Source organism: Streptomyces sp. NBC_01116 (genome assembly GCF_041435495.1).
Lineage (GTDB): Bacteria > Actinomycetota > Actinomycetes > Streptomycetales > Streptomycetaceae > Streptomyces.
Map to the genome: position 1 here is coordinate 3,246,903 of NZ_CP108644.1, position 21,441 is coordinate 3,268,343.

Annotated in this window: 20 protein-coding genes and 1 riboswitch; of the genes, 3 read left to right on the top strand and 17 right to left on the bottom strand. The window is 72.3% G+C overall.

Translation table 11 applies throughout. The features are described from left to right. Positions 1 to 34 precede the first annotated feature (34 nt). The 13 genes from OG245_RS14085 to OG245_RS14145 form a co-directional block, all read right to left on the bottom strand. Positions 35 to 1,387: a class I SAM-dependent methyltransferase gene (locus OG245_RS14085; protein WP_371623860.1), complete on the bottom strand. Its 1,353-nt coding sequence runs from the start codon at positions 1,385 to 1,387 to the stop codon at positions 35 to 37. A gap of 331 nt (positions 1,388 to 1,718) precedes the next feature. Continuing rightward, positions 1,719 to 3,104 carry an NAD(P)/FAD-dependent oxidoreductase gene (locus OG245_RS14090; RefSeq protein ID WP_030730565.1) on the bottom strand — a complete coding sequence of 462 codons (1,386 nt, stop codon included), beginning with the start codon at positions 3,102 to 3,104 and terminating at the stop codon, positions 1,719 to 1,721. Positions 3,105 to 3,547: 443 nt separating this feature from the next. Beyond that, the gene (locus OG245_RS14095; RefSeq protein WP_371623861.1) at positions 3,548 to 4,489 is read right to left on the bottom strand and encodes an exopolyphosphatase; all 942 of its coding nucleotides are present in this window, start codon (positions 4,487 to 4,489) and stop codon (positions 3,548 to 3,550) included. Continuing rightward, the gene (locus OG245_RS14100; protein ID WP_371623862.1) at positions 4,486 to 5,094 is read right to left on the bottom strand and encodes a DUF501 domain-containing protein; all 609 of its coding nucleotides are present in this window, start codon (positions 5,092 to 5,094) and stop codon (positions 4,486 to 4,488) included. The genes OG245_RS14095 and OG245_RS14100 overlap by 4 nt, the downstream gene beginning before the upstream one ends. A gap of 99 nt (positions 5,095 to 5,193) precedes the next feature. Continuing rightward, complete coding sequence (locus OG245_RS14105; protein WP_371623863.1) at positions 5,194 to 5,667, bottom strand: septum formation initiator family protein; 474 nt, start codon at positions 5,665 to 5,667, stop codon at positions 5,194 to 5,196. 93 nt (positions 5,668 to 5,760) lie between these two features. Further along, on the bottom strand, positions 5,761 to 7,041 hold the full coding sequence (gene eno / locus OG245_RS14110; protein WP_007456034.1) for a phosphopyruvate hydratase: 1,281 nt from the start codon (positions 7,039 to 7,041) through the stop codon (positions 5,761 to 5,763). 322 nt (positions 7,042 to 7,363) lie between these two features. Continuing rightward, positions 7,364 to 8,080 (bottom strand): transglycosylase family protein, encoded by a 717-nt coding sequence (locus tag OG245_RS14115; protein ID WP_371623864.1) that lies wholly within the window; start codon positions 8,078 to 8,080, stop codon positions 7,364 to 7,366. A 5-nt stretch (positions 8,081 to 8,085) separates the two neighbouring features. Beyond that, a riboswitch (cyclic di-AMP (ydaO/yuaA leader) is annotated at positions 8,086 to 8,268 on the bottom strand. A gap of 289 nt (positions 8,269 to 8,557) precedes the next feature. Continuing rightward, on the bottom strand, positions 8,558 to 9,601 hold the full coding sequence (locus OG245_RS14120; protein ID WP_371623865.1) for a transglycosylase family protein: 1,044 nt from the start codon (positions 9,599 to 9,601) through the stop codon (positions 8,558 to 8,560). A 189-nt stretch (positions 9,602 to 9,790) separates the two neighbouring features. Beyond that, on the bottom strand, positions 9,791 to 11,134 hold the full coding sequence (locus OG245_RS14125; protein ID WP_371623866.1) for a cytochrome P450: 1,344 nt from the start codon (positions 11,132 to 11,134) through the stop codon (positions 9,791 to 9,793). Continuing rightward, positions 11,131 to 12,192: a nucleoside triphosphate pyrophosphohydrolase gene (locus OG245_RS14130; RefSeq protein ID WP_371623867.1), complete on the bottom strand. Its 1,062-nt coding sequence runs from the start codon at positions 12,190 to 12,192 to the stop codon at positions 11,131 to 11,133. The genes OG245_RS14125 and OG245_RS14130 overlap by 4 nt, the downstream gene beginning before the upstream one ends. 234 nt (positions 12,193 to 12,426) lie before the next feature. Then, positions 12,427 to 13,083 carry a SurA N-terminal domain-containing protein gene (locus OG245_RS14135; protein WP_371623868.1) on the bottom strand — a complete coding sequence of 219 codons (657 nt, stop codon included), beginning with the start codon at positions 13,081 to 13,083 and terminating at the stop codon, positions 12,427 to 12,429. Between the two features lie 209 nt (positions 13,084 to 13,292). Beyond that, positions 13,293 to 14,933, bottom strand: a complete 1,641-nt coding sequence (locus tag OG245_RS14140) for a protein kinase (protein ID WP_371623869.1) — start codon at positions 14,931 to 14,933, stop codon at positions 13,293 to 13,295. Continuing rightward, positions 14,930 to 15,535 carry a hypothetical protein gene (locus OG245_RS14145; protein ID WP_371623870.1) on the bottom strand — a complete coding sequence of 202 codons (606 nt, stop codon included), beginning with the start codon at positions 15,533 to 15,535 and terminating at the stop codon, positions 14,930 to 14,932. The genes OG245_RS14140 and OG245_RS14145 overlap by 4 nt, the downstream gene beginning before the upstream one ends. 173 nt (positions 15,536 to 15,708) lie before the next feature. On the opposite strand from OG245_RS14145, the gene OG245_RS14150 reads away from it, so the two are divergent. Then, the gene (locus tag OG245_RS14150) at positions 15,709 to 16,437 is read left to right on the top strand and encodes a hypothetical protein (protein WP_371623871.1); all 729 of its coding nucleotides are present in this window, start codon (positions 15,709 to 15,711) and stop codon (positions 16,435 to 16,437) included. A gap of 32 nt (positions 16,438 to 16,469) precedes the next feature. On the opposite strand, the gene OG245_RS14155 is transcribed toward OG245_RS14150, so the two are convergent. Continuing rightward, positions 16,470 to 17,045 (bottom strand): cysteine hydrolase family protein, encoded by a 576-nt coding sequence (locus OG245_RS14155; RefSeq protein ID WP_371623872.1) that lies wholly within the window; start codon positions 17,043 to 17,045, stop codon positions 16,470 to 16,472. Between the two features lie 101 nt (positions 17,046 to 17,146). After that, the gene (locus OG245_RS14160) at positions 17,147 to 17,893 is read right to left on the bottom strand and encodes an N-acetyltransferase (protein WP_371623873.1); all 747 of its coding nucleotides are present in this window, start codon (positions 17,891 to 17,893) and stop codon (positions 17,147 to 17,149) included. A 214-nt stretch (positions 17,894 to 18,107) separates the two neighbouring features. Between OG245_RS14160 and OG245_RS14165 the strand changes: the two genes are divergently transcribed. Beyond that, on the top strand, positions 18,108 to 18,770 hold the full coding sequence (locus OG245_RS14165) for a hypothetical protein (protein WP_371623874.1): 663 nt from the start codon (positions 18,108 to 18,110) through the stop codon (positions 18,768 to 18,770). Between the two features lie 43 nt (positions 18,771 to 18,813). On the opposite strand, the gene OG245_RS14170 is transcribed toward OG245_RS14165, so the two are convergent. Then, positions 18,814 to 19,608 carry an HNH endonuclease family protein gene (locus OG245_RS14170; protein ID WP_371623875.1) on the bottom strand — a complete coding sequence of 265 codons (795 nt, stop codon included), beginning with the start codon at positions 19,606 to 19,608 and terminating at the stop codon, positions 18,814 to 18,816. Positions 19,609 to 19,781: 173 nt separating this feature from the next. Further along, the gene (locus tag OG245_RS14175; RefSeq protein ID WP_371623876.1) at positions 19,782 to 20,666 is read right to left on the bottom strand and encodes a hypothetical protein; all 885 of its coding nucleotides are present in this window, start codon (positions 20,664 to 20,666) and stop codon (positions 19,782 to 19,784) included. A gap of 114 nt (positions 20,667 to 20,780) precedes the next feature. Between OG245_RS14175 and OG245_RS14180 the strand changes: the two genes are divergently transcribed. Then, positions 20,781 to 21,362, top strand: a complete 582-nt coding sequence (locus tag OG245_RS14180) for a TetR/AcrR family transcriptional regulator (protein ID WP_371623877.1) — start codon at positions 20,781 to 20,783, stop codon at positions 21,360 to 21,362. The last annotated feature ends 79 nt before the right edge of the window (positions 21,363 to 21,441 follow it).

Consider the following 21,441-nt stretch of genomic DNA (forward strand, 5'->3'; position numbering starts at 1 on the left):
GCCGGCCCCTCGCCCGTCGCCGTACGCGTACGGGTCAGGCGCCCTGGCCCTCGACGGGCTCCGTCCAGGTGCGGGCGCGCAGCGGCATCCGGGAGCCGCCTTCCTCCAGCGGGCGCACCGCGAGGATCTGGTTGACGCCGATCTTGTTGCGCTCGAAGGACAGCGCCGAGGCGGCCATGTACAGCCGCCAGACCCTGGCCCGGCCCGGGGAGGTGGCGCGTACCGCCCGCTCCCAGTGCTGCTCCAGGTTGGCCACCCACCGGCGCAGGGTCAGCGCGTAGTGCTCGCGCAGCGTCTCGACGTCCCGGGCCTCGAAGCCGGCCTCCTCCAGGGTGGCCAGGGTGCGGCCGAGCGGGGCCAGTTCGCCGTCGGGGAAGACGTAGGCGTCGATGAACGCGTCGATGCGGTAGGCGTCCTCGTCCTTCTCGGGGCGGCGGGCGATCTGGTGGTTCAGGAGGCGGCCGCCGGGCTTCAGGAGGGCGTAGAGGTCGTCCGCGTACTCCCGGTAGCGGACCGATCCGACGTGCTCGGCCATGCCGATCGAGGAGATCGCGTCGTACGGGCCGGGTGGGGTCTCCCCTGTTCGAGCGGGACCGGGAGTTCGGGGAAGGACGTCCCGGTAGTCCTGCACCCGGATCTCGATGCGGTCGGTCAGGCCCTCCTCCGCGATGCGCTTGCGGGCGTGGGCGGCCTGCTCCTGGGAGAGAGTGATGCCGGTGACCTGCGCCCCGTACTCACGGGCGGCGTGGATGGCCATGGCGCCCCAGCCGCAGCCGACGTCCAGCAGCCGGTCGCCCTCCTTCAGGCCGAGCTTGCGGCAGACCAGGTCGAGCTTGTCGCGCTGGGCCTCCTCCAGGGTCCCTCCGTCCTGCCAGTAGGCGCAGGAGTAGACCATGGAGGGGCCGAGCACCAGGGCGTAGAAGTCGTTTCCGACGTCGTAGTGGTGGCTGATGGCCTCCTTGTCGCGACGTCTGGTGTGCAGCGGTCCGGTGCGGCGGCGCACCTCCTCCGCGGGCGGGGCCGGCGGCGGCCAGGGGCCCGCGAGGTCGAGGAGCCCGCGGGCGAAGGCGCGGACCTTGGGGTCGCGGACCGGGTGGACGGAGTCCTTGGCGTCGGCGCCGCGGTCCCAGAGCAGCCCGGCCAGATGACCGAGCGTTTCGTACAGGTCGCCCTCGATGTCGATCTCCCCGGCCACCCAGGCGCGGGCCAGGCCCAGTTCGCCGGGCTTCCACAGGAGCCGGCGCAGGGCGCGGCGGTGGCGGATCACGAGGACCGGGGCGCCGGGCGGCCCCGATTCGCTGCCGTCCCAGGCCCGGATCCGGACCGGCAGGGGTTCCGAGAGCAACTCTTCGGCAAGAGCGGTCAGCCGCGACGCGGCGTCTGCCATGGCGCACACCTCCGTGGTGTTTCCCCGACAAGCACAACAATCACCAAGCGAACAGACATGCCCGTAACCCCGTCGCGACGCCCCGGGCGCCGTGGCGAGGTACACCTGCGTCAACTGTCCTCGCACACTCCGTCATCCCGCTACCGGGCAACGAATCGGCAAAGCGCGTGTATGCGCCACCCATGTGGGCGGGATCTGGCCATGCCCCGCCACGGGGCCCCGGACCGCGGCCCCGTCCGGATACGCCGAAGGGGCCGTCCGCACCACGGATGGCGGACGGCCCCTTCGGGCGTCGTACGGTGCGCTCCCCGCGGAGCGCTTCACCGAGCGGTCAGGAGGCCTTGGCCTTCTCGCCCTCGGGCTTGGCGGCGGCCGGAGCCGGGGCCGGCTTGGCGGCCTCGTAGAACTCCTCGCGCGGCGTCTCCATGGCGCCGAGCGAGACGACCTCGCGCTTGAGGAACATCGCCAGCGTCCAGTCGGCGAAGATCCGGATCTTGCGGTTCCAGGTCGGCATGGCCATGCCGTGGTAGCCGCGGTGCATGTACCAGGCGAGACGGCCCTTGAGCTTGATCTTCACCTTGCCCATGACGATCATCGCGACGCCCTTGTGCAGGCCGAGACCGGCGACCGCACCCTTGTTGGCGTGGCTGTACTCCTTCTGCGGGAAGCCCCGCATACCGGAGATCACGTTGTCGCCGAGGACCTTCGCCTGACGCAGCGCGTGCTGGGCGTTGGGCGGGCACCAGGCGTTCGGGTTGCCGGCGCGGCGGCCGACCATGTCCGGCACCTGGGCGTTGTCGCCCGCGGCCCAGATGTAGTCGGTGCCCTGCACCTGGAGCTTCTCCGAGGTGTCCACGTGACCGCGGGGTCCGAGCGGCAGGCCGAAGCGCGCCAGCGCCGGGTTCGGCTTCACACCGGCGGTCCACACGATGGTGCTGGAGTCGACCTCCAGGCCGTTCTTCAGGACCACGTGGCCGTCGACACAGGAGTCCATCGAGGTGGAGAGGTAGATCTCCACACCGCGGCTCTCCAGGTGCTCCTTGCCGTAGGCGCCCAGCTTCGGGCCGACCTCGGGAAGGATCTTGTCGGCGGCGTCGACGAGGATGAAGCGCATGTCCTCGCGCTTCACGTTCGTGTAGTACTTCGCCGCGTCGCGGGCCATGTCCTCGACCTCGCCGATGGTCTCCGCACCGGCGAAACCGCCGCCCACGAAGACGAACGTCAGCGCCTTGCGGCGGACGTCCTCGTCGGTCGTGGAGTCGGCCTTGTCCAGCTGCTCCAGGACGTGGTTGCGCAGGCCGATCGACTCCTCGATGCCCTTCATGCCGATGCCCTGCTCGGCGAGGCCGGGGATCGGGAAGGTACGGGAGACCGCGCCCATCGCGATGACCAGGTAGTCGAAGGGCAGCTCGTAGGCCTCGCCGACGAGCGGCGCGACCGTGGCGACCTTGCGGTCCTGATCGATGGTCGTGACCCGACCGGTGAGAACCTCAGCCTTGGGCAGCACGCGTCGCAGCGGGACGACGACATGCCGAGGCGAGATGCTGCCTGCGGCAGCTTCGGGGAGGAAGGGCTGGTACGTCATGTACGACCGCGGGTCGACGACCGTGACGGTCGCCTCTCCGTATCGCATCTTCTTCAGAATGCGACGAGCTGCGTACAGGCCTACGTACCCACCGCCTACAACGAGGATCCTGGGACGCTCCGTGGTGCTCATGCCATCGAGTATCCACCCCTCCCCAGGGGGGTGCTCGTGAGCCCCTTCACAAGGATTGACCGACCCTCTGCTACACTTCGCCGCCCACGTGACCCAGGTCATGGGCACGAAAGGGAACCACGACACCGCGGGAAACGTTGTTCACCGCTTGTGAGCTGGCCCTTGACCCTTCGGACCGGGTGGACCACCCGTCCTCTTCATACGGACGCAACGCTCCCGGAACGCGCGCGCGGCCCCCGCGCACACCCTCCGGGGCGACCAGTTCCGGCCTGATGGGCCCCAACTGCGACCAACAGGACCCCATTCCTTGTGAAGAAGTTCACGAAGTTTCTCGCGGCGTGTCTCCGGCAGGGTCCCCCGAACGGCCCGGAGGGACTGGATCGGGGCTCAACAGTGCAGGTGGCGATGCGACTGAGCGGGCAGCCGGAGGGCTGCCCGCCCGGCTACGCGGCGCTCCAGGCGATGCCGTCGAGGATGTCGTGCTCGCTGACGACGACCTCGTGGGCTCCCGTCCGCTCCATCACGGCGAGCAGGACGAGCGCCCCCGCGCCGATCACGTCGACCCGGCCCGGGTGCATCACGGGGATCGCGGCGCGCTCCTCGTGGGTGGAGCGGAGCAGGTGCTCGGTGATCGCGCGGACCTGGCCGCGGGTGACCCGGGAGTGGTGGATGGCCGCGGAGTCGTACTCCGGCAGTTCCAGCGCGATTCCGGCGAGCGTGGTGACGGTGCCCGCCAGGCCCACGAGCGTGCCGGCGCCCTGGAGCGGCACCGTCGGCTCGACGAGGTCGAGGGCGGCGTCGACGTCGGCGCGGATCGCGGCGGCCCGCTCATGGCTGGGCGGGTCCATGACGGTCCCGTCCACGACCAGATGACGCTCCGTCATCCGTACGCAGCCGATGTCCACGGACCGGGCCGCCTCCACCCGGTCCGAGCCGAGGACGAACTCGGTGGAGCCGCCGCCGATGTCGACGACCAGATACGGCTTCGCCAGGTGGTCGCTGCCCGCCAGTTCCTTGGTGGCCCCGTCGAAGGAGAGCTGCGCCTCCTGGTCGCCGGTGATCACCTCGGGCTCGACGCCGAGGATGTCCCGGACCCCGGCCACGAAGTCGGCGCTGTTCTCGGCGTCGCGGGAGGCGGAGGTGGCGACGAAGCGGATCCGCTCCGCGCCCAGTTCCTCGATCGCGGCGGCGTACTCACGGCAGGCCGCGAACGTCCGCTCCAGCGCCTCGGGGGCGAGCCGGCCGGTCCTGTCGACGCCCTGGCCGAGGCGGACGATCGTCATGCGCCGGTCCAGCTCGGTGAAGGAGCCGGTGGCGGGGTCCACGTCGGCGACCAGGAGCCGGATGGAGTTCGTGCCGCAGTCGACGGCGGCCACCCGGGTCATGCGCCCTGCCCCTCGGCGGGGCCGTCCAGGGGGCGGAAGGCGAAGTGGCCGCCGTCGCCCTCGTCCACCGTCCAGCCGTCGCCCTGCGGCGCGCAGGGCGTGACGCAGGGGCCCTTGGCCCACCACTCGGGCAGCATGGCGATGGCCTCGTCGCCCAGCGGGTTCACCCCGGGGCCCGCGGCCAGCGAGTGGCCGACCAGGACGTGCAGGCACTTCACCCGGTCCGGCATGCCGCCCGCGCTCGGGAAGCCCTCCAGGACCTCGATGGCGTCGCGGCGGGCGATGTAGTCCTCGTGCGCGGCCCGGTAGGCGTCGGCCAGCTCCGCGTCGGTCTCCAGACGGGCCGTCATCTCCTTCATGACCCCGTTGGCCTCCAGCGTGCCGATCGCCGAGGCCGCCCGGGGGCAGGTCAGGTAGTACGTCGTCGGGAACGGCGTGCCGTCCTCCAGACGGGGCTGGGTCTCCACCACGTCCGGGTTGCCGCACGGGCAGCGGTGCGCGATGGCGCGCAGACCGCGCGGCGGGCGGCCGAGCTGCTGCTCGAACGCGGCGATGTCCGCGTCGGTGGGCTTGGTGGACTCGGTCTGCGGAGGGGGCGTTTCCATGCCTGCCTTGGTTCTGCTCGGAAGCTCGTGGAGGTCACAAGCTCGTGGAGGTCACAAGCTCGTGGGGGTGGATGTCTCGTAGCGGTGGGTGCGGGTCGGTCAGTCGCGGTCGGCCCGGTCGGCGCTGTCCACGCCGTCCCAGAGGTTCGAGTGCCACGGCCGGTCGCTCGCGCCCGACTCGCCGCGACGGTCCTGGGCCGCGTCGGGGTCGGTCACGGTGTAGCCGGTCTCCCCGGGGAGGACGTAATGGAGGTGCTGGCGGGCCAGCCGCATGATGTACGCGTCGTCCTGGAGCCGCGCCTTCTCGTCCCGCAGCTCCTCGGTGCGCCGCTCCGCCTGCTGCGAGAGCCGCTCCTGCTCGGCGATCTCGTCGCGCTGGGAGACGTACTGCCGCATCGGGTAGGCGAGCGCCACCACGAGGGAGCAGACCACCAGCGCCAGGAACGCGGCCCGGCCGGTGAGCCGGGAGCGGCGGGCCTGCCGGCGGTTCTGGGACCGGTACACGCGGGCCGCGGTCTGCTCGCCGAGCAGGCGCAGCCTGGTCGCGGTGGAGAACCGGTCCTTGCCCGCCATGTCTCCCGCCTCCCCGTTACACACGTCCGTCCCCGCACACGGTACGGGACCGGGTGCGGGGACGGGCGGAGGCTACCGTCCTGAGGCTACGGGTCAGCCCTTGAAGCGCGGGAAGGCGGAACGGCCCGCGTACACCGCGGCGTCGTCGAGGATCTCCTCGATGCGCAGCAGCTGGTTGTACTTGGCGACGCGGTCCGAACGGGCCGGGGCGCCGGTCTTGATCTGGCCGCAGTTCACGGCGACGGCGAGGTCGGCGATGGTGACGTCCTCGGTCTCGCCGGAGCGGTGCGACATCATGCACTTGAAGCCGTTGCGCTGGGCCAGCTCGACGGCGTCCAGGGTCTCGGTCAGCGAACCGATCTGGTTGACCTTCACGAGCAGGGCGTTGGCGGAGCCCTCCTCGATGCCGCGGGCCAGGCGCTCGGGGTTGGTGACGAAGAGGTCGTCGCCGACGATCTGCACCTTGGCGCCGATGCGGTCGGTGATGACCTTCCAGCCGGCCCAGTCGTCCTCGTACAGCGGGTCCTCGATGGAGACCAGCGGGTACGCGGAGACGAGCTCCTCGTAGTACTCGGTCATCTCGGCGGCCGAGCGGGACTTGCCCTCGAACTCGTAGACGCCGTCCTTGTAGAACTCGGACGCGGCGACGTCGAGCGCGAGCGCGATGTCGCGGCCCGGGACGTAACCGGCCTCCTTGATGGCCTCGACGATGAGGTCCAGGGCGGCGCGGTTGGACTCCAGGTTCGGGGCGAAGCCGCCCTCGTCGCCGAGTCCGGTGGACAGGCCCTTGGTCTTGAGGACCTTCTTCAGCGTGTGGTAGACCTCCGCGCCCCAGCGCAGGGCCTCGGAGAAGGACTCCGCGCCGATCGGGGCGATCATGAACTCCTGGACGTCCACGTTGGAGTCGGCGTGCGAGCCGCCGTTCAGGATGTTCATCATCGGAACGGGCAGCAGGTGCGCGTTCGGGCCGCCGAGGTAGCGGAAGAGCGGCAGGTCGGACGCCTCGGAGGCGGCGTGCGCGACGGCGAGCGAGACGCCGAGGATGGCGTTCGCGCCGAGCGAGGCCTTGTTCTCGGTGGCGTCCAGGTCGAACATCGCCTGGTCGATGAGGCGCTGCTCGGTGGCGTCGTACCCGACGAGCTCCGGGCCGATCTGCTCGATGACGGCGAGGACGGCCTTCTCGACGCCCTTGCCCATGTAGCGGTTGGGGTCACCGTCGCGAAGCTCAATGGCCTCGAACGCACCGGTGGAGGCGCCGGACGGAACGGCAGCACGACCCGTGCTGCCGTCGTCGAGGCCAACCTCGACCTCGACCGTGGGGTTGCCGCGGGAGTCGAGGATTTCCCTGGCTACGACGACGTCGATGGACGGCACGAGGCATCTCCTTCTGGGATCTGACACTGGTTGTGCAGGGTCACTGTGGCCTTGCGGCACGAGCCTATCGGGCCCGGCCGCGTCGGCCAGCCGACCGCCCGCCTCCTGGGACGAAAAAGGACCCAAGGGCCTGCATCACGGGACAAAACTCTAGAAATCTACTGAGCGGTAACAACAAGAGGTGAACGCATACGGGTCCACCGGCCTCCGCCCCCACGAAGAACCCGGCCCGGCGCGCTGGGGGGATGAGCGCGCCGGGCCGGGAAGCCGTGCGAGGAGAAGTGCCGCCGGACGCTTCTCCTCCGGGGAGGAGAGACGGCGGTTACTTCAGGTGGAGCTGCTGACCCGGGAAGATCAGGTCCGCGTCCTTGACGATGTCGTCGTTGAGGTCGAAGAGCTTGCTCCAGCCGCCCTTGACGCCCTCGGCCTTGGCGATGGTGCTCAGGGTGTCGCCGGCCTCGACCTTGTACTCGCCGTCGCCCTTCTGGACCTTCTCGCCGGTCGGGGTGGTGACGGTCTTCTTGCTCTCGGCCTTCTTCTCGGCCTGCGGAGCGGTGCGCTGCTCGGAGCGCGTGGTGGGCTGCTCGGCCTGGCGCTCGGGCTGCGCCTGCTCGGGCTTGCTCTCGCCGGAGCCGGAGCCGGTGTTCACGCCCGGGTCCACACCGTCGTTGGTGAGGCCGCCGGCGCCGGCGCAGGCCCAGGCGCCCGGGCCCTGCATGTCGAGAAGCTTCTCGGCGGTGGCGATCTGCTGGTCCTTGGAGGCCAGGTCGGCGCGGGAGGCGTACTGCGTACCGCCGGCGGCGGCCCAGCTGGACTGCGAGAACTGCAGTCCGCCGTAGTAGCCGTTGCCGGTGTTGATGGACCAGTTGCCGCCGGACTCGCACTGGGCGACGGCGTCCCAGGTCTCGACGGAGGCGGCGGAAGCGTTGGTCGCGCCCATCAGCGGGACGGCGATGGCGGCACCGGTGACACCCGCGAGGGTGGCGATGCGGGTGGCCTTGGACGGGCGGCGGTGCTTGCCCTTGCTGTTCAGCAGCATGGAACGAATCTCCTCACCGACGCCTACGAGGTGAGCTGTCGGGTTCGGGCTGATGAGTTGCCCGGTCGCGCGGTACTGCTCGCGACTTCACCCCGAGCCGGTCCCGTACGTCCCCGTCGGTTCGACGAGGCGTCCGGACCCGGCGGCTTACCTGGGTCCCCCGCTCCTGCCTACGGCGCTTACGCGTCTGTTCCCTTCGACCGACGGCAGGATTCGGCGTGACGGTCGACGGGGCCCGCGGTGCGAGCGGTTCCGACCGTAAACACAGGCAACCCCGACATTCAAAGATGGACATAGGGGGCAATCAGCCCGAACTCGCGGCGGTCAACGGGGCGTTTCCGCAGGTGGGGGGCGATACGCCCGGACCGGCCGGACGGAAAGCGCCAGTTGAAGCAAAGAGACCCATGTCTCACTTACGCAAAAGTGGACATAGGTCTCTTAACTGCCTCGACTTTCGGGGGGTTTTCCCGAATTCGATCAGTTGGCGGCGGGAGCCTCGGCGGGCGTCTCGGCACCCTCCGGCGCGGCCTTGTCCGCGCCCTCGCCCGCATCCCGGTCCAGGCCGAGGTCCAGGTTCTGGCCGGGCAGGATCAGGTCCGGGTCGGAGCCGAGGAGGCCCTTGTTCGCCTCGTACAGGCCGGTCCAGCCGCCGGGGATCTCCTGCGCGTCGGCGATCGCCCAGAGGTTGTCGCCGGGCCGCACCGTGTACCCGTCGGCGGTCGCCGCGCCGCCGCCCCGCGCGTCACCGTCACCGCGTGAGGCGTGCCGGCCGGATTCGCGGGGGCCGTCCGCCCGGCCCGCGTCGGCCTCCTCGGGGGCGGGGGCACCCCGGTGCTTGCCCGCCGTGCCGTCCTCGCCCGCCGGGGCGTCGGGGGCCGTGGAGGGGTCCGAGGCGTCGGGGGCGGACGGCGTCACCGAGGGGTCGGGGCGCTCCCCCCTCTTCTCCGCACCGCCACCGCCACCCTTGTCCGCCTCGTCACGCTTCTCACCCGTGCCGGACCCATCGGCTTCTCCGGACTTGCCGGATTCACCCTTTTCGCCGGATGCATCCGCTTCGTCGGTCGGGGTGGTCGACGGGTCCGCCGAAGGATCGGCGGACGGGTCCGCGGACGGCGAGGTGCCCGGGTCGACGCCCGGCAGGGCGCCGTCCAGCGCGAGGCCGGAGATGACCGCGCAGCTGGGCCACGCCTTCGGGCCCTGGTCGTCCAGCACCTTCTCGGCCACCGAGATCTGCTGCGAGCGGCTGGCGAGGTCGGCGCGGGGCGCGAACGCCGTGCCGCCGTACGCCGACCAGGTCTCCTGCGAGAACTGGAGCCCTCCGTAGTAGCCGTTGCCGAGATCGGCGCTCCACATGCCGCCGCTCTCGCACTCGGCGACCCGGTCCCAGGTGGTGGCCTCGGCGGCCTGCGCGCCGCCCGCGCCGAGCAGCGGGATGGCGATGGCCGATCCCGTCACGCCTGCGGCGACGATGATGGCGGGTGCCTGACGAGGGCGGCGGTGTCTGCCGTTCGCGGAGCCCATGGGTATGCCTTCCGTGCGACTGACAAGCGAGTGGCCTGAGCGCCGCGCGCAGCGGATTCCGTGCCGGACTCCATGCCTGCCGCGGTGCACAGGTGACGCGTGGGCAAGGTGCGACCGACGCGTCGAACGGTGAACCTAGCGGGACTCGAACGTGTGTCACAAGTCGATGCAGCGGAGATCACGTGAAAGTCACAGAGTTGACACTGCGTCACTTTTTTCGGATCGGCTGCCCGGTTCGAACGCGACCGGAAGGGTGCGCAGTCCACGCATGATGAGCCCGCCACGCCAGCGCAAATCGCCAGGTTCTCCTGCAAGTCGCAGGTCAGGAAGGCGTCTCAACAGCGTTGCCAGCGCGGTCTGCCCCTCCAGCCTGGCCAGCGGTGCTCCCAGGCAGTAGTGGATGCCGTGCCCGTATCCGAGGTGCTGATTGTCACGCCGCGCAAGGTCCAGGGTGTCCGGATCCGTGAACCGCTCCGGGTCGCGGTCGGCCGCCGCCAGCACCACCAGTACGGGGTCCCCGGCGGCGATCTCCTCGCCGCCCAGGTTCAGCGCCTCGGTGGCGTACCGCCAGGTCGCCATCTCGACCGGCCCGTCGAACCGGAGCAGTTCCTCGATGCCGGTGGCGAGCAGCGCGTCCTCCCCCGCCGCCAGGGAGGCCTCCAGCCCGGCGCGCTGCTCGGGGTGGCGCAGGAGCGCGTAGGTCCCGTTGCCGATGAGGTTGACCGTCGTCTCGAACCCGGCGAACAGCAGGATGAACGCCATGGCCGCCGCCTCGTTCTCCGTGAGGTGCTCGCCGTGGTCGCTGGCCCGGATCAGCCCGGAGATCAGGTCGTCGCCCGGGTTCTCCCTCTTGCGGTGGATGAGTTCGGCCAGGTAGCCGCGCATCTTCTTCACCGACCGGGCGACCCCGCCGCGCGGCCCGCCGCCGTGCCGGATCATCATGCCCGCCCAGTCCCGGAAGTCGTCCTGGTCCTCCTCGGGAACGCCGAGCAGGTCGCAGATGGCGTAGATGGGGAGCGGGAAGGCGAAGTCGTGGATGAGGTCGGCGCTCCCCTTCTCCACGAAGTCGTCGATGAGCCGGTCCGTCAGCTCCTGCACGCGGGGCGCGAACTCCGCGACCCGGCGCGGGGTGAACGCCTTGGACACGAGCCGGCGCAGCCGGGTGTGGTCCGGCGGGTCGATGTTGAGCAGATGCGTCATCAGCTCCGCCTTGCGCTCCCCCGGGATCCCCGTCTTCCCCTTGGCGTGCGGCGACTCGGCGTGGTTGGCCGGGTTCTTGGAGAGCCGCGCGTCGGCGAGCGCTTCCTTGGCGTCCCCGTACCGCGTCACCAGCCAGGCCTCGACCCCGCTGGGCAGCGAGGTGCGGTGCACCGGGCGGTGCTCACGGAGCCAGGCGTAGGCCGGGTAGGGGTCGGTGGCGAACTCCCACGTGAAGAGTTCGGGGGCGGGGGCCGCCGGGACGGCCTCGCCCGGGGCGGCGCTGTGGGGGCAGGCGGAGGGCTCGGGGGTGCGTGGGGCGGGGCTGTCGTTCACTCCTCGACGGTATCGGTCGGCGGACCGGCGTCCTCCCGCGGCTTCCCGGCGGCGTCCGCCCCGCCCTCCGCCGCCAGGATCGCGTCGCGGTAGGCGCGGGCGGCGGCGCGCAGGGCGGCCTCCGGGTCGGTGCCGTCCGCCTCGGCGGCGACGGCGAGGGCCAGGAGCTCGTAGCCGATGGTGTCGCCCGTGGGGAGGGGGACGCCGAGGCCCGCCGTACGGACGCGGCTCGCGAGCTTCGCGGCGAGGGCCAGGCCGGGCTGGCCGAGGGGAACGCCTTCGGTGACCGAGGTGCGCTGCTTCTCGATCGCCTTGGTGCGCAGCCAGTGCGCGTGGACGTCCTCGGGGGTCTCGGCGCTCGCGTCGCCGAAGACGTGCGGGTGGCGGTGGATCAGCTTCTCGACGAGGCCGCCCGCGACGTCGTCGATGGCGAACGGCTCCTCCCCGTCCTCCGGGCGGCCCTCCTCGGCGATCCGCGCGTGGAAGACGACCTGGAGCAGGACGTCGCCGAGTTCCTCGCGCAGTTCGTCCCGGTCGCCGTCCTCGATCGCCTCGACCAGCTCGTACGCCTCCTCGATGGCGTACTTGGCGAGGCCCCGGTGCGTCTTCCGCGAGGTCCAGGGGCACTCGCGGCGGATGCGGTCCATGACCTGGACCAGGTCCAGCAGGCGGGCCCCGGGCAGGTCGTAGGAGCCGGGGAGCAGTTCCAGGTCCGGCATGGCCACCCGGCCCGAGCCGCCGAGCCGGGCCAGGCCGTCCGTCAGGCGGGTGTCGCCCTCACCTCCGACCAGGACGACGACGGTCCGGCCGCCCGCGCAGTCGGCGACCAGCTCGTCGGCCGAGGGCGTGGCGTGCTCGACGTGTACGCCCGCCTCGCGGAGATAGGGGAGCTGCGGGTGGTCCGGGCCGGCGACGAGGACCCGGTCGGCCGCGTGCAGCGTCTGCCAGGCCGGCCAGGACAGCAGGCCGGGCGCGACCCGGTGGCTGGCGGTGAGCAGGACGACGCGGCCGGGGTCGGCGGAGGTCCGGGCGGAGGCGTCGGGGGTTTCGGCGTTCACCCTGCGAACCTACCTCCGGCCCCGGGCCTCCGGTCCGGCGGTTCGGGCGCCCGCCGGTTCGGGCGCCCGCCGGTTCCGGCGCCTGCCCGTTCAGGCGCCCGCAGGTTCCGGCGCCTGCCCGTTCAGGCGCCCGCAGGTTCCGGCGCCCGCCGGTTCCGGCGCCCGCCGGTTCCGGCGCCCGCCGGTTCCGGCGCCGGCAGGTTCGGGCGCCCGCCGGTTCCGGCGCCTGCCCGTTCAGGCGCCCGCCGGGGAGTCCTTCGGTGCGAACTCGGTGACCTGGGTGATCCAGGGCGCGCTGTAGTTGCCGAGCTGCATCTTCTGGTCGTCCCAGGTGCCGAAGCGCGGGTTGACGTCGATGTCGAGGGCCTTCGACGCCTTGGTCAGGGCCTCGCCGACGACCTGCTGGCCGGCCGGTGTGCCGAGGTCCGCGCCGAGCGCCTCGGCGAGCTTCGGGAGCTGGACCTCCTGGCGCATGTCGGCGTCGATCTGGTCCGGGGCGACCCAGCGCTGCTGGAGCATCATCGCCTCGAACCGCTCCTCGCCGCCCTGCTGGGCGCCGCTGGCCTTCCGCATCTCCTGGATCTCCTTGCGGGTGACCGTGACCCCCGCGTCCGCCGCGGCGCGGTCGAGGATCCGGCCGAAGATCAGCCCGTGCAGCTTGGCGCGGTTGAGCTGGCCCGACTTGTTCACCAGCTGGGCGGCCTCCGGGGAGCTCTCCTGGGCGCTGCGGACGTCGGCGGCGCGGTCCTGGACCGTCGACACGTCGATCCGCTCGCCGCCCACGACGGCCGCGGCGCCGGGGTGGGACTGGTTGCCGCAGGCCGTGAGGAGCGGCGCGGCGACGAGTGTCGCGGCGAGGACGGCGAGCGCGGTGCGACGACGGCGGTGCAAAGGAGCCTCCCGGGGAGAGTTTGTGCATCAGTGCACAAAGCCTTGCGGTGATCGATGTTAGGCAGTGGAGGTGGCCGGTGCCACTGATTCGACCAACGATTCGGGAGGAGTTGGGGATGTGGCCGGCAAATTGGTCGCGAAGGCGGTCGGGAAAGCGGTCCGGAACGTGCTCCGGAACGTGCCGCGGTGGGGTCGGTACGGGGGCGCCGTCAGCCCCCGCGGACGTCCCGCTGGTGGCTGAGCAGGCGTCGCAGGTCCATCGGCAGCGGGTGGTGCGGCCCGTAGGTGCGCTCGGCGTCGTACAGCAGGGCCTGGAGCTGCGCCCGGCCAGCGGTGTGGTCGCCGACCGCCAGGAGCAGTTGCCCGATGCGGTGCCGGATGTCGAGGGCGCGGCCGGGGTCGGAGGCGATCGGCCCGTAGGCGTTCTCGTAGTACGGGAGGACCGCGCGGTACTCGACCAGCGCGGCCCCGGCCTCACCGAGCTGTTCGAGGCACTGGGCGGCGTCGTAGCGGAACTGGAGGGCCTGCGCGTCGGCCCGGCCCGCTTCGGCGGTGCGGTCCTCGGCGAGGCGTCGCAGCTCGGGCAGGGCGCGGCGGTACTGCCCGTCGTCCATGAGGGTCGCGGCGTACTGCTTGCGCAGGATGCGGACGACCGGTGAGTGCTCGCCGTGCTCGGCGGCGGCGGCCGGGAGCGTGGCGCCGAGGACGTCCACGGCCTGGGTGATCCGGCCCTCGCCGAGCAGCTTCTTGACCTCGTCCACGGCCCGCGCGACGTCCGGCCGGGCGGGCGGCGGGGTGCTCTGCCGGGGCAGGTGGGCGGGGCGCGCGGGGGCCGGTGCGACCGCCGGGGGCGGGGTGAAGGAGGGCGGGGCGCCGAGGGAGGGCGGCGGCGCGGCGAAGGCGGCGGGCGCGGGCACGGAGGCCGGGGTCGCGACCCGGTCCGGCCAGGGGGCGTGCGGCCGCAGGAACGGGCGCGTCGGGTCGAGCGGGCCGGCAGGGGTCCCGTGCTTCGGGAGGAGCGGGGCGAGGTCCTCGTACACCTCCTGGGCGGAGGCGGGCCGGCCCTGGGGGTCCTTGGCGAGGAGCCTCAGCACGAGGGCCTCCAGCGCGGCGGGGACCTCGGGGCGGGTCCTGCGGACCGGGAGCGGGGGCTCGTAGAGGTGGCGGTGCAGGACGCCGAGCGCGGTGGACCCGGCGAACGGCACGTCACCGCTGAGGAGTTCGTGCAGGAGCACCCCGAGGGCGTACAGGTCGGTGTACGGGCCGACCGCGCCGCCCATCGCCTGCTCGGGGGCCATGTAGGCCGGGGAGCCGATGGGTGAGCCGGTGTGCGTGAGGCGGGTGGTGTCCGTGTCGAGCACGGAGGCGACGCCGAGGTCGAGCACGGTGACGGTGCCGTCGGGCCGGACCATCACGTTCCGGGGCTTGAGGTCGCGGTGGACGATCGGCACCGCGTGCACCGCGCAGAGGACCGCGCAGAGCTGGGCGGCGACCGCGACGGCCCACGGCCAGGGGTAGGGGCTGCTCTCGGCCAGATGGTCGGCGAGGTCGGAGCCCTCGACGTACTGCATGACGAGGTAGAGGTCGTCGTCGTCGCTGCCCGCGTCGTGGACGGTGACCAGGCCGGGGTGGTCGACCTGCGCGGTGACCCGGCACTCGCGGACGAACCGGCGGCGCAGCTCGTCGGCGGCGTCGCTGCCGGTGGGCCCGGCGACCCGGTCGGGGCGCAGCAGCTTCACGGCGACGCGGCGGTCCAGGCGCCGGTCGTAGGCCGTCCAGACCTGGCCCATGCCGCCCTGGCCGAGGATGGTGGCCAGTTCGTACCGGTCGGCGATGATCCGCCCGCTCACCGGCCCTCGCCCTCCTTGCGGAGGTAGTCGCTCAGCTCGTCCAGCTCGGCACGGACCTGGTCGAGGCGCTGGGGCGCGGGGGCGGGCGTGGGCGGCGGGGTCCGCACGGTGTACGGGTTGGGCTGCGGGCTCTGCTGCTGGTGCGGCGGGTGCTGACCCTGCTGCCGGCGCTGGTGCTGGTGCTGCTGGTGCTGCTGGTACGGGAGTGGCGCGGGGTGCCCGGGAGCGGTGTACGGGGCCGGGGAGCCGAGGGCGCTGTAGTGGCGGATCTCCACGTACAGGTAATAGGTGATCACCCCGGCCAGCAGGGCGACGATCCAGACCATCATGAACAGCGCCGCCGCGTCCGACATGTCCTCGGGGTTGTCGGGTGTGTCCATGATGAAGCCGAACAGCGCGGCGTTGAGGGCGATCACGACCGCGAGCAGCACCCAGTCGCGCGGCCTGCGGGTGACGAACGCCAGCCGCAGCATCGCCACCCAGCCCAGCAGGCCGCAGCTCAGCACGGTCACCGTCACGAGGATCACGCGCACCGTCGTGAGCGTCCCCGGGGACGGCCGGGGTGTCGTCTGCTGCTGCGGCGTCGGGCCGTAGCCGTGCATGTGCTGCTCCTGGGACGCGGATGTCGGACGTGTGGGGTGAGCGTATACACCTCCACCGACCGGGCGACCCCGGGTTGTGCAACCTCTGTTGTTATTGACCCGACCCTGCCGAGGGGGCGCTTTCCTCTCCTCACCGTCCGGCGTCGCGCGCCTCTCCTTCCGGAGCTTCACCCATGCGTCTCATCACCCGTATATCCGTCAACACCGTCTGCGCGATGCCCCTGTTCGGTCTCGCCGCCTGCGGCACGGACTCCCCGAAGGAGACCGGGCCGTTCGCCGGAGTGTCCGGCCCGGAGGTCGTGAACAAGGCCCTCACGAAGACGAACGAGGTCAAGTCCCCGCGGTTCGGGCTCGACATGACCCCCTCCGACGGCCGGGTCGAGGCCGACTTCGCCACGAGACTGGGAGGTGACTGCACCGGGACGATGACCATGGGCGGCACGGGCACGATGGAGGTCCGCAAGACCGGCGACACGGTCTACACGAAGCTCGACGAGGCCTTGCTGCGCGAGCAGTCGAAGGGTGAGCCGAAGGCGGACGTGGACGCGGCGGTCGAGTTGATCGCGGGCCGCTGGATGGAGTCGAAGGCGTCCGACCCGGACACCGAGGACTCCATCGAGTTCTGCGACCTGAAGGGCCTGCTGAAGGAGTTCGAGGCGGGCGACAACGCCGCCCGCAAGAAGGGCCCCACGAAGGTCGCCGGCAAGCCCGCCCTGCGCCTCACGGAGAAGGAGGGCGCGGAGACGTTCACCATCGACGTCTCCGCCGAGGGCGCCCCGTACATCCTGCGCGTCGCGTCCCGGGGCGGCGAGGAGCCGATGACGATGAACCTGTCCGAGTTCGACGTGCCCGTCGTGGCGGAGAAGCCCGCCGCGAAGGACATCGTCGACCTGGAGCCGTAGGCATCAGCCTCTCGCGGGCCCGCCGCCCTCGGTCACCCGGCCGCCGGGGCTCCGCCCGTGAAGTCCACCTCGGCCGCCGGCAGTACGCGTATCCGGCGGCCCGGGAAGCGGAGGTTGCGGTAGATCTCGTTGTGGTGCGCGACGGACGCCTCCGGCGCGGCGTACGGGCCCGGGCCGGGCCGGACGGACGTGGTGTGCCCGTCCGCGACGAGGACCACGTCGTACCCGCGGCTCAGCGCCTGCCGGGCCGTGGACTCGACGCAGATCTCGGTGGCGAAACCGGTGACGACGACCTCGGTGACCCCCCTGGCCCGCAGGACCGCGTCCAGGTCCGTGTCCAGGAAGCTGTCCGGGGCGGCCTTGGGCACGACCGTCTCACCCGGGGCGGGGGCCAGTTCGGGCACGATCCGCCAGCCCTCGGTCCCGGGCTCCAGCTCCTCGTCCCGCTGCTGCACCAGCACCACGGGCGCACCGGCCGCCCTGGCCCGCCGCTGGAGACCGGCGATGGCCGCGACGGTGCCGGAAGCCCGGTACGCCATCGCCACCAGGGCGTTCTGCATGTCGATGACGAGGAGAGCCGGGGCGTGCGCGGGCGTCGAGGCCTGCACGGGCGTCCGGGCAGGCCCGGGCGTCACGGTGGGCGCTGCGCCCGGACGGGCGGAGATCGCGCTGGGCGCCGGGCCCCGCCCCGGCGCTTCGGTCCTGGGCGTCACAGTCGGTGCCGTACCCAGACGTTGGGCTCGACGTAGACCGCGTAACCGTGCGCGAGCGCGCAGTGCACCGGCACGAGCGCCCCCGGCACCTCCACCGGACCGTCCGTGTCGAACGGCAGCCCGGTCCACTCCCGCCACTGGGCGAGCGACCCGCGCACGGTCATCGACACGGTGGCGACCGAGTCCACCTTCCCGCCCGCCCGGGCGTGCACCCGGAGCCAGGCGTCCTCGGGCAGCCCGTCCTCGGCCCGGGTGAGCCGGGCGTACTCCTCCATCGGCAGACCGGACCGCAGGTGCTTGCCGTTCGGCCGCACCGGGGCGACGACCTGCCCGAAGCCGAGCCGTCGCGCGTTGTCGCGCATCGCGGCGAGCATCCGGCCCGATATGCCCTTGCCCAGATGGCCGGTGGCCACCGTGATGTCGATCGCGCTGACCGTGTCGGGCGTGTTCCCGCGCCGCAGGTCCGAGAACGCCCACAGCAGCACCTGGTCCCAGCCGCCGACGGGCAGTTCGCCGCGTCCGGGGGCGTCCAGCAGGAAGGGCACGCTGAACGCGCGCGCGACCACGGCGCCCTCGGGATCGGTGGCGACCAGCACGTACTGGGGGAACTCGACGGCGATCCGCGGGAAGTTCGCCCAGCCGACGAGGTCCTCCAGGATGAAGTCCGGCCAGGTGTCCGGCATGCGGTCCAGGGCGCCGGCCAGCTCGGGGCGTTCGGCGAGGGTGGTGATGTTCAGCTCCATGCGCGCGACCCTAAACAGCCTCCGCCGCTCCCACCAGCGAATATCGGCGTGGGGGCCACCGCACACACCGGCGCGGGCCACCGCGCGCACCGGCGCGATCCGGCCGGAACCGGCTGCCGGAACGGGCTGTAACCGGCCGGAACCATGAGGTGTCCATGTCGCGTCCCCACCCGTGACTTCGCACCCTGTGCGCCACTCGTCGAGGAGCAGACCCATGACCCAGCCCGGCACCGCACCGCCCCGCCCCCGGAGAGCCGCCGGGTGCCTCCAGAGCATCGTCGTGCTCGCGGTGATCCTCGGTCTGGGCTACGGGGCGTCCAAGATCTTCGGCGACGACTCCGCGAAGTCGTCCTCGAACTCCTCCTCGTCCTCGTCCGCTTCGGACGGCAAGGGCGGCTCGTGGGAGGTCGGTGACTGCGGAGGCCCGGACCCGGAGAACAAGCCGGACGGCTACCGCGCCTTCGACTGCGACGAGTCGGGCGCGACCTTCGAGGCCCTGAAGATCGAGGACGCGAGCTTCCTGCCGAACGCGATCCAGTGCCCGGCCGGTACGGACCTGATCATCCAGGTCTCGCGGGTCTTCGGCTCCGGCGACGACAAGAAGAGCGGCGGCATTCCGACCAACACGGTCTGCGGCCGCAACCTGGCGGGCGACCACCCCGGCGACGCGGGCGCCGGCGGCGGCCAGTTGGTCGAGGGCGACTGCATCTCCGCGACGGCCAAGGAGATCGCCTGCACCTCGGCCGGGGCGGCCGACTTCAAGGTCCTGGGCCTCGTCAAGGAGAAGACCGAGTGCCCGGCGGCGACCACGGAGCCGATGCAGCTGATGATGGCGATGGGCCGCCCGTACGACGTCATCTGCGGCGGCAAGGTCTGAGACCCGCCCGCTCCCGGCGCGGCGGCGGCCGGTCAGCAGCCGCTCAGCCGCCGCACTGGGTGAGCATGGCCCGCTTGTCGGCGGCCGTGACCGGGAGTCCGTACTTCAGCGAGACCTGGGCGAACCGCACCGCGTAGGAGCAGCGGACCGGCTTGTACGGGGGCAGCCAGGAGGCGGGGCCGGAGTCCCGCTTGGCGTTGTTGGCCGGGCCGTCCACCGGGATGAGGTTGAGCGGGTCGTTGGCGATCCGCTCGCGCTTCGCCTCGTTCCAGCGGGCGGCGCCCATCTGCCAGTCGTAGGACAGCGGCATCACATGGTCGATCTGCACCTTGGTCGCCTGCTGCTTGCGCCAGTCGATGCGCTCGCCGGTGTAGGGGTCCTGGAGGGTCATCGACATGACCACGCAGTCGGATCCGGCCTTGTGCTCGATGTCCTTGCCGTCCCGGGCGAGCAGGTCGTTGCGGGTGTCGCAGCCGTTGCGGGCGAGCGGGATGCCGTCGATCCCGTCCTTCCACGCGTAGCCGAACCTCTTCCGCTCGTAGCCGGTCTTCGGGCCGCGCCCCTTGGTGGCCACCTTCTCGATGATCTGCCGGGCGGCGGCCCGGTCCGCGTCGGTGGTGAGGGGGGCCAGGCCCGGCTTCGTACCGTCGGGGTTGTCCAGCGGGCTGGCGCCGAAGCCCTCGGCGGACCGCGCGCCGCCGTTGGTCCCGCCGCTCGCGCCGGCTCCGCCGCCGCCGTCGGCCGCGAGGTCGTCGGGGCCGCAGCCGCCCGCCAGGGCGATCGCGACGAGAGCGCCGATGGCGGGCAGGGCCGCGCGGTACGTACGGGGAGCTATCACGTGAAGCCGTCCTGACGGGGAGAAAGCCGAACGCCGAGAATCCTATGGGCGTCTTCCCCGCCGGGGCGCTTCCATGAGCGCGCTCCCGCACTCACCCGCCTGTCGAGGCCCGAACCGGCCCAGGTCTCCGGTTCCCGACCTCCGGCCCGGACCTCCGGTTCCCGTCCCCCGGGTCACACCTTCCCGATGCCGAGGGTGTTCTCGGCAGGCAGCATCCCCGAGCCGATGACCTCCAGCCAGGGCCCCTCCAGCAGCTCCACCAGCCGCTCGCGCCCCGGCTCCCCCAGCGCCCGCCACGGCACGGCGGCCTCCTCGTCGGTGCGCAGCTCCACCTTCGCGCGCAGCTCGCGCCCGGCGCCCGTGGCCGTGCCGTCCGCCGCGGTCAACCCGCGCTCCTGGAGCCGCCGCAGGGCCGCGCCCCACACCTCCGCGCCCCATCCCCGGCTCGCGAACACCTCGGTGGACGCCGCCCCGACCGCCGCGAAGGAGACCAGCGACTCGACCGGGTCGAGGCCTGCCCCCGTCAGTGCGGCGATGTGCCCGTCGCCCCGGTGTTCACGCAGAACGGTCGCCGCCTGCCAGAGCACCAGGTGCGGGGCGTCCGGCCAGGGCAGGCCGGAGTTGGCGGGCCCGAGGCCGTCCGGGACCGGCTGCACCGCCCGAGAGGTGCGGGCGGCCTCCGCCGCGCGGCGGGCCAGTGCGGCGGCCTCCGTGAACTCCGGGCCCTCCACGCGGTCCCCGAACAGGGCCCGGTAGGACCGGTCGACCGCCCGCAGCCGGACCGCGAGAACGTCCTCGGGGGCGGCGGTCGCCCAGACGGCGGGAACATGGCGCCCCACCATCTCCGGCGCGTAGCTGTGAAACGTCCGCACCACCTCATCGGCACCCACCGGTCCCAGCGGGGCCGCCCGCCAGGCGAAGTAGCTCGACCAGCGCCCCTCGGTGTCGTACCCGAGCGCGGCGGCCTCCTCGAAGGCTTCGGGGGCGTAGTACAGAACGGCGTGCAGGGGCTCCAGGAGGTGCCACATCTGCCGCACGCGGGTCGGTTCTCCGGTCATGGTCTCCACCTTCCCGGACGGGAGTCGTGAATCTTGCCAGTGACTAGATCAGATCTCCAGCATGCGCGCCCCATCAGAACTTGTCAATGACTAGATGCCGGATAGGGTGCTGCCATGAGCAGCGAGCGCACCTACCACCACGGCGACCTGCGGCGCGTGATCCTGGACGCCGCCCTCGACGTCATCGCGACGAACGGCCCCGGGTCCCTGAGCCTGCGCGACCTGGCCCGGCGGGCCGGCGTCTCGCACGCCGCGCCGGCGCACCACTTCAAGGACCGCACCGGCCTGCTGACCGCCGTGGCCGCCGAGGGGTACGCACTGTTCGCCGACGCGCTGACCGGGGCGCCGGACCTCCGGGAGCGGGGCGTCGCGTACGTACGGTTCGCGGCGACGCACCCCGCGCACTTCCAGGTGATGTTCCAGCCGGACCTGCACCGCACCGACGACCCGGACCTCCTTGCCGCCCGCGCCCGGGCGACCGAGGCCGTGCGCGCGGGCGTCGCGGACCTCCCGCCGGCCGGCCGGGGCGAGGACGACCGCCTCGCGGGCCTGGCCGCGTGGTCACTGGCCCACGGCTTCGCGACCCTGCTGCTCAGCGGCAACCTGGCCGACGCGGTGGAGGGCCGGGCCCCGGAGGCCGTCTTCCGGTCCCTCACCGGCCTGATCTTCACGTCGGACGGCAGGGAGGACGAATGACGGGCGGAAGGACGGCGGACAGGCCGACAGCGGGGAGGACCGCTGCGCGTCGGCCCGCCGGAGGCCCGGCGGGGCCGAC

What these genes read in the sequence shown, in the direction of transcription:
- OG245_RS14105 (WP_371623863.1), bottom strand. Translation starts at nt 5,667, where the DNA reads ATGGCGGGCAAGGACCGGTTCTCCACCGCGACCAGGCTGCGCCTGCTC.
- OG245_RS14150 (WP_371623871.1), top strand. Translation starts at nt 15,709, where the DNA reads ATGCGTCTCATCACCCGTATATCCGTCAACACCGTCTGCGCGATGCCC.
- OG245_RS14090 (WP_030730565.1), bottom strand. Translation starts at nt 3,104, where the DNA reads ATGAGCACCACGGAGCGTCCCAGGATCCTCGTTGTAGGCGGTGGGTAC.
- OG245_RS14095 (WP_371623861.1), bottom strand. Translation starts at nt 4,489, where the DNA reads ATGACCCGGGTGGCCGCCGTCGACTGCGGCACGAACTCCATCCGGCTC.
- OG245_RS14120 (WP_371623865.1), bottom strand. Translation starts at nt 9,601, where the DNA reads ATGGGCTCCGCGAACGGCAGACACCGCCGCCCTCGTCAGGCACCCGCC.
- OG245_RS14100 (WP_371623862.1), bottom strand. Translation starts at nt 5,094, where the DNA reads ATGGAAACGCCCCCTCCGCAGACCGAGTCCACCAAGCCCACCGACGCG.
- OG245_RS14145 (WP_371623870.1), bottom strand. Translation starts at nt 15,535, where the DNA reads ATGCACGGCTACGGCCCGACGCCGCAGCAGCAGACGACACCCCGGCCG.
- OG245_RS14180 (WP_371623877.1), top strand. Translation starts at nt 20,781, where the DNA reads ATGAGCAGCGAGCGCACCTACCACCACGGCGACCTGCGGCGCGTGATC.
- OG245_RS14160 (WP_371623873.1), bottom strand. Translation starts at nt 17,893, where the DNA reads ATGGAGCTGAACATCACCACCCTCGCCGAACGCCCCGAGCTGGCCGGC.
- OG245_RS14165 (WP_371623874.1), top strand. Translation starts at nt 18,108, where the DNA reads ATGACCCAGCCCGGCACCGCACCGCCCCGCCCCCGGAGAGCCGCCGGG.
- OG245_RS14115 (WP_371623864.1), bottom strand. Translation starts at nt 8,080, where the DNA reads ATGCTGCTGAACAGCAAGGGCAAGCACCGCCGCCCGTCCAAGGCCACC.
- OG245_RS14175 (WP_371623876.1), bottom strand. Translation starts at nt 20,666, where the DNA reads ATGACCGGAGAACCGACCCGCGTGCGGCAGATGTGGCACCTCCTGGAG.
- OG245_RS14085 (WP_371623860.1), bottom strand. Translation starts at nt 1,387, where the DNA reads ATGGCAGACGCCGCGTCGCGGCTGACCGCTCTTGCCGAAGAGTTGCTC.